At 33.5% G+C, this 6339-nt stretch carries 4 protein-coding genes and 1 tRNA gene; all 5 read left to right on the top strand.

The annotated features are described in order from the left end of the window. The first annotated feature begins 12 nt into the window (after positions 1-12). The 5 genes from B3P23_RS00350 to B3P23_RS00370 all read left to right on the top strand — a co-directional run bounded on the left by B3P23_RS00350 (position 13) and on the right by B3P23_RS00370 (position 6252). Entirely contained in the window at positions 13-510 is a 498-nt protein-coding gene (locus B3P23_RS00350; protein WP_045755135.1) for a thioredoxin family protein, read from the top strand. 222 nt (positions 511-732) lie between these two features. Next, positions 733-2511: an AMP-dependent synthetase/ligase gene (locus B3P23_RS00355; RefSeq protein ID WP_045755136.1), complete on the top strand. Its 1779-nt coding sequence runs from the start codon at positions 733-735 to the stop codon at positions 2509-2511. A gap of 427 nt (positions 2512-2938) precedes the next feature. Further along, a tRNA-His gene (locus tag B3P23_RS00360) sits at positions 2939-3012 on the top strand. Positions 3013-3118: 106 nt separating this feature from the next. Continuing rightward, positions 3119-3796, top strand: coding sequence for a M15 family metallopeptidase (locus B3P23_RS00365; protein ID WP_248754555.1), 678 nt, complete (start codon positions 3119-3121; stop codon positions 3794-3796). A gap of 59 nt (positions 3797-3855) precedes the next feature. After that, the gene (locus B3P23_RS00370; RefSeq protein WP_293923533.1) at positions 3856-6252 is read left to right on the top strand and encodes a mechanosensitive ion channel family protein; all 2397 of its coding nucleotides are present in this window, start codon (positions 3856-3858) and stop codon (positions 6250-6252) included. Positions 6253-6339: the final 87 nt, after the last annotated feature.

The following is a 6339-nucleotide window of genomic DNA, read 5'->3' on the forward strand; positions in this document are numbered from 1 at the left end:
GGTCGTTGTTGTATGCAAAAGATTGTAAGAGTCATTGTGATATGCTTTGTTTGTATCAGCTTTCAACAAGCTACTGCGCAAACAAAGTCAACTGTAGAGAAAGATACGTTGTCATTTCCATATCATCCAGAAGCGAATGCAGAAGAGGAGTTAGATCAATTGATTCATGAGGCAGCTAAAGAATCTAAGCATATCATTATTCAAGCAGGTGGTAATTGGTGTATCTGGTGTTTGAGATTCAATGATTATATTCATAAGACAGCAGATATAAATCATTATCTACAAAACAATTATTTATATTATCATCTCAATTATTCTAAAGAGAATAAAAATGAGAACGTGTTTAATAAATATGTTCCAGATTCATTAAAATTAGGTTATCCTTTTTTTATTGTTTTAGATAGCGAAGGAAAGGTGCTCAAAATTCAAGAAAGTGGTGCACTGGAGGATGGCAAAAGTTATAATAAAGATAAGGTAATGGAATTTTTTAGAACTTGGGCTAAAAAATAATTGTTCAGTGAATATGTAAAGGCTTTAGGATTTTATTCTAAAGCCTTTTTTGTTTAGATAAAGATCGTTTATCGTATTAAAGCTTAATATCTTTTTATGGATAATAACATCCTTATTATTTTATACCGACAATTTAGTTAGTTTTGCGAACTTATTCTCTTCATATTTTGTTAAAGAGATATTCTTGTCGGTAAAGGCGAGCACTATTTATGATAGATTGGAATGGAACAAAAATTGAGAATATTTGATTTGGCAGATCGTCAATTGGAATTATATCCAAATTTAGCCATGTTTTCTAGTAAAACAGATGGAGATTGGAATGCTTTAACTACTTCAGAATTTGTAAGTAAAGTCAATGCTATTTCAAAAGGATTAATTGAACTAGGAGTCAAGCCTAATGAAAAAGTTGGTTTAATTGCAGAAAGTGGTATACACTGGCATATTGTGGATTTTGCTATTCAACAAATAGGTGCAGTTGTAGTCGCTATATATCCCAATATAACTGATGCCGATTATCAATATATATTTAATGATGCAGAAATTCGGGTAACTATTGTGAGTACTAAAAGCCTGTATCAAAGGATTGTCAATCTTAAAGACTCTATCTATACATTAAAATATATTTTTTGTATTGAAGAACACGATCAAATCAGAAATTGGAGTGAAATTGTTCAAATTGGCCGACATATAGAGGATCGTGAAGTCCAAAGTCTGAAAGATCAAATCAGATCTACAGACCTCGTGACATTGATTTATACTTCAGGCACAACAGGTAAACCTAAGGGAGTGATGTTATCACATGATAATATTATTGCAAATGTAAGGTCTGCAACTGAGATCACACCATGTAAAGCATATGATAGAGGGTTGACATTTTTACCACCCTGCCATGCCTATGAAAGAATGGTTATCTACACTTATTTTTATCTCGGTATTACTGTTTATATCGCTGAGTCATTTGACAAGATCGGTCAAAATTTAATGGAAATAAGACCTAATATTATGACTGCAGTACCTCGGATTTTGGAGAAGGTATATGAAAAGATCATTAAAAAAGGTCATGATCTGAATGGAATAAAACGCAAGATATTTGACTGGGCCGTATCGGTTGGAGAAAAATATGATCCTGTTCCTGAAAATAGAAGTTTTCTATATGACCTGAAATTAAATTTAGCGAGAAAACTTGTATTGAATAAATGGTATGAAGGTCTTGGAGGTTCATTACAAACAGTTGCGTCTGGCAGCGCATCTTTACAGAGTAAATTGATACGTGTATTTTTAGCTGCAGGAATTCCGATTTATGAAGGATATGGTATGACGGAGGCAAGTCCTCTTATTGCTGTTAATCACTATATAAAGGGTATTCGTGTTGGAACTGTTGGTCCCGCAGTGAAGGATGTGCAGATTAAATTGGCGAGCGACGGTGAAATCTTAGTCAAAGGACCGAATGTGATGATGGGGTATTATAAAAATCCAGAGGAAACGAATAAAACCATTATTGATGGATGGCTGTATACTGGAGATATCGGTGTTTGGGAGGATGGGATATTTTTGAAGATTATCGATCGAAAGAAGGAACTTTTTAAAATATCCGGGGGTAAGTACGTGACTCCACAACCTATTGAAAAGAAATTGGTGGAATCAAAGTTTATTGAACAGGCTATGGTGGTGGGCGAGGGGATGAAATTTGCATCTGCTTTTATCGTCCCGGATTATGGACATTTGGTCGATTGGTTTAAATCAGAAGATCCCAGTTTATTGCAATTGTCTAAGACTGATTTTCTAAAGGCGGATAAAGTTATAAAAAAAATAAATCAAGAAGTAAGGATCGCAAATCAGCATTTTGGTAATTGGGAGCAGATCAAGAGGCCGATCATTATTGCTCAGGAATTTACTATTGATGGAGGTGAACTCACGCCGACGCTCAAATTAAAACGGAAAATGATTTTGCAAAAATATAAATATGAATATGATCAACTTTATCACAGTGTGACCGATTGAAAAATTAATGCGTTATACAATCAAAAAATAAAATCTGCGATCTGCATCAGGCTATTGACAAAAGGATCATCATTATTTTAATTTAATGTTCTTTGTAATCTTAGTATGAAGTTTAATTATGAAAAGACAATTGGTGCTTTCAATTTTAATAATATGATTGTTCATGTAGGCTTATCAGATCTCGAATGCTGATCAATAAATAGCAATCAATGATTAGAGTTTGCTTGAGGTTAAATGGCTATACATACCAAGTAATCCAATATAATTGGTGTGAAATAGTGGGGAAATCACTCTTGATTTTTGAACGGAATCAATATAAGTGAAATTTAAAATATTAATTATGAACGATGTAAAAATTTATTGTTAAAAAATATTAGAAACAGTTTTTAAATACCAATAATTGTTCTACTTTTGTAGCACAAACACGGTAGATGTAGCTCAGTTGGTTAGAGCATCGGTTTGTGGTACCGAGGGTCGTGGGTTCGAGCCCCATCATTTACCCAAAGCCAGTACAATATGTACTGGCTTTTGTTTTTTCAAAACTTTCTACTCGCATATACACTAAACATTATCTTTTATTTTTTGTTAACTTTAGCTAAAGAATCTAATGAAAATATACTTTTGTCTTGTTTTTATCTTGATCATTGGTCATGCTTCTATCTTTGCCCAACAAAAGTTACCAAAAGGCTTTAGTTATGTACAAGATATTATACCAGATATCAATTTTGACTTACGCTATTATGGTTCACATAATTTTGTTGGTAAAAAAATTGATGGATATAAATCACCTGTTCTTATTCTAACTACGGCTGCTGCTCAAGCTTTGGAAAAGGTGGAGAAAGAATTAAATAAAAAAGGTATGGCTTTGAAAATTTTTGATGCTTATCGTCCTCAAAAAGCAGTTGATCATTTTAAAAAATGGGCTACAAATGTTAATGATACCTTGGGTAAAAAGGAATTTTATCCTCAGTTAGATAAACGAAATTTATTTAAATTAGGTTTTATAGCAGGTAAGTCTGGACATAGCCGTGGTAGTACGGTTGATCTCACAATAATTACAATCCATGATCGTCAGGAAATAGATATGGGTAGTCCTTTTGATTTTTTTGGTTCTATTTCACATTTTGATAGTCAAGAGATCAATGGTGTCCAAAAACAGAATCGCACATTGTTGAAAAATATCATGTCTAAATATGGTTTTAAAGGTTATGCTAAGGAATGGTGGCATTTCACTTTGATTAATGAACCTTATCAAAAAACTTACTTTGATTTTAATGTTGATTAAGAGTGTTTTTACCAAAATCACCGACCTTTACCCTTGTTATAATTTATATTACATATTAAATGAAACAATCAAAATATATCTTAGTATTATTTTTATTACTTTTTTTTGGAGAAATTGGATTTACACAAATTGTTGTTGATACTAGTAATGCAAAGAAAAGTTCTTCTATTACAGGTAATTCTCGAAATCGTAAAGATTTAAGTCGTCGAGAAAGTCGAGCGCGACGTAGTCACGTTGATAGTTCAATTGTCCAGTCGGATCCAGCTATCGATAGTTTGCGAATGGACCTGTCAAAAATAAATGTTAAATATATTACGAATATCCGTGCGGCCGCATTAGAAAATGAGGCTATACACAAGCGTGATCTTCGGACACAATTTATTGAAAAGGTCAATGCTTTTGTGGGAACTTTACCTCCAGATTCTGTAGAGAGGTGGACCGTGCATGCTAGAAGTCAGATCGCAGATCTGAATACTTTTCAGGGAAGTTTGGATAGTTATAATCGAAGTCTCCACCTGACTTTAAGTCAATTGAAAGATTTTAGATCAAAGTATAGTCAAAGTGAAACGAGTATAAGATTGAATAATTATCTGACAACTGCCGAGCAGGAAGTTCAAAGTAAAATTGATTCGCTAAAAGTTTCTGTTGATATTACGAATGAAAATTTGAAAGCTTATTATAGTTTATCTCACCGTGTAAAGGAAATTGTTACTAAACAAATCAATAAAGAGCCTTCGGATTCAGCTACTGTAAAAAGTTCTTTGTGGAAAGCCGGTAATACAACAGTAACAAAAGAGAAAATTTTAAACAATTTAAAAAATAACTACAGAAAGAGTAGGTCAATAGATACTTATGTCAATAAAACTGCATGGACAAGTAGGATTTTATTGATTATTTTGGTTATAGCATATTTATATTGGATCACATCTACGGCCTTTGTTTTAAATAAAGATAATAATAGTAAGAGGGAGGTAAAGCTACCATTTAATATATGGTCTCTTATTGGCAAAGCTATTATTTTATTTTTGACCTTATTACCCATTGTCTCGATCGTAACCCCAACATTAGTCATTCAGGCAACACAGCTGCTGCTAATGGTATTTTTTGGGATTTTACTTCGGAAAAACTTTACGCTAAAACACGGTAAAATTGTTGGTTTTCTATTGTTGTTTTACATCTGTGATGTATTTGTAAATTCTGTTGTAAGTGAAGATCTTATCATGCGGATTGTCTGTATTATATTTAATATCGTGGCTCTTTATATTGGTTTTTATTTAAAGAAACACATTAAAGATCCTGCTGCAGCTGGATATATTCAATTACCTGTTTTTATCATATTTGCTATTTTAAATGGTGGTGCTATCTTTTTGAATATTTTAGGATATGTCGATCATTCTCGCAGTTTTAGTATTGCTGGCGCTGTTGGGCTTGCCCAGTCTTTTACGTTGACGTTTTTTATCCATATGATCAAGGACGATGTCAAAAATCAATTCGCCAGAAATCGAGTGAAAAAAGGTTTTTGGTTGCGATTCAATGAAGAACGAGCATTGAAAGCTACAGGCGATGCCCTGAAATTTTTGTGTCTTCTATTAGCGATTATTGTACTGGCAAATAACTTGCAATTTGCAGCTTCATTGGCAACATCTGTTTCTAAGTTTTTAAGTAATAATCACCAACTCGGAGGTATCAATTTTAATTTTGGTAATCTAGTGCTGGCCTTCTTTATATTAGCTGCTGCTAATTGGTTTCAGAAGAACTTGAATTTACTTTTGATCGGGGGAGAGAATGGCGCTTTAAGCAAAGATTACGATCATAAAATGACGCTTTTTCCTTTATTTAGGTTGATCATCATCGTTATTGGATTTTTTATAGCGATATCTGCTCTAGGTGTTAGTTTGGATAAGCTAACAGTCATTGTAGGGGCTTTAAGTGTTGGTATCGGTTTAGGGATGCAAAATATCATTAATAATTTTGTGTCTGGAATCATTTTAGCTTTTGATAAACCTTTTCGGGTAGGTGATCGTATTGAATTGGCTGATAAAAAAGGGCGCGTAAAGGAAATTGGTATTCGTGCAAGTATTTTGAATACGGGGGATGGAGCAGAAGTGATCATCCCTAATGGTGATCTACTATCTGGCCGGGTAGTCAATTGGACGTTATCAAACGATGATGCTAGGACGAGTTTTGTCGTTCAGGTAGACCGCTCAGCTGATTTGGAAACAATGAAATTGTGGATTAAAGAAGCTGTTGGGCATAGTAGCCATAGTAAACCTGAGTTGGGGGTAGGTATTAGTGTTCAGGATATCAGTGAAGAGATGATTTATTTGAGTATAGGTTGTTGGATCGATAATCCGGCCAATGGTGGAGATTTTAAAAATGATGTATTGATTGAATTGAATAATCGATTTAAAAAAGAGGAATTGAAATTCTTTAGCATTGTTACACCGACTAAATAGTTGAAAAATAAATACAGAAATGAAAGCTCTGCATGACAACACATCGTGCAGAGCTTTTGTTTTTAAATCTGTCCCGTCCTGAAATAA

The organism is Sphingobacterium sp. UBA6320 (genome assembly GCF_002440335.1).
Taxonomy (GTDB): domain Bacteria; phylum Bacteroidota; class Bacteroidia; order Sphingobacteriales; family Sphingobacteriaceae; genus Sphingobacterium.